General features: G+C 65.5%; 1 pseudogene. It reads right to left on the bottom strand.

The features are described from left to right. A pseudogene (locus tag NGM28_RS28505) lies at window positions 1–571 on the bottom strand (hypothetical protein); the annotation flags it as partial.

Below are 571 nucleotides of genomic sequence, written 5' to 3' on the forward strand. Positions count from 1 at the left end.
ACTGGTGATCTTGCCCCAGTCCAGTGGGGGGATATCGCCCTGGACCTGTACCTGGCTGCCGACAACCTGGCCCTTCGCGTTGATGACTACTTTCGCATAGGCCCCCGGGATAACCCCGATGTCTGGCAGCGTGGCCTGGATGGCCACGTCGCGGGTGGCGTCGAACTCCACCTGCCCGGTGATATCACCCTGCAGGGAGATCCGGCGAGCGGTGGCCAACTGCCGAGCTTTACCGGCGGGCGTGGTGCCATCAACCAACTCCGAGACTTTTGTACGCACCTCTTCCACGGACTTGAACGAGGCGAAGTGCTTCACCAGCGGGCCGTCGATCGGCTCGGTGGGACGGCGATCGACAATGCCGGCGGCAGTCACGTCAGCGATGGGGATGCAGTAGTGGCGTTTGCCGGCAGCGTCGGTGTAGTCGGCCCGCTGCTGGCCGCTCGCAAGCGTCCAGCGCGCCTGGACATCATTCAGGTAGCGCTCCAGGACAACATCCACCCAGACGGTGGCCGGCAGCGCCGAGACGTTCACGCCGGTGGACCCTGAGCCCACCCCGCCGATACGCAGGCCT

Origin of the sequence: Pseudomonas sp. MWU13-3659 (assembly GCF_023757525.1) — a bacterium.
Taxonomy (GTDB): Bacteria; Pseudomonadota; Gammaproteobacteria; order Pseudomonadales; family Pseudomonadaceae; genus Aquipseudomonas; species Aquipseudomonas entomophila_E.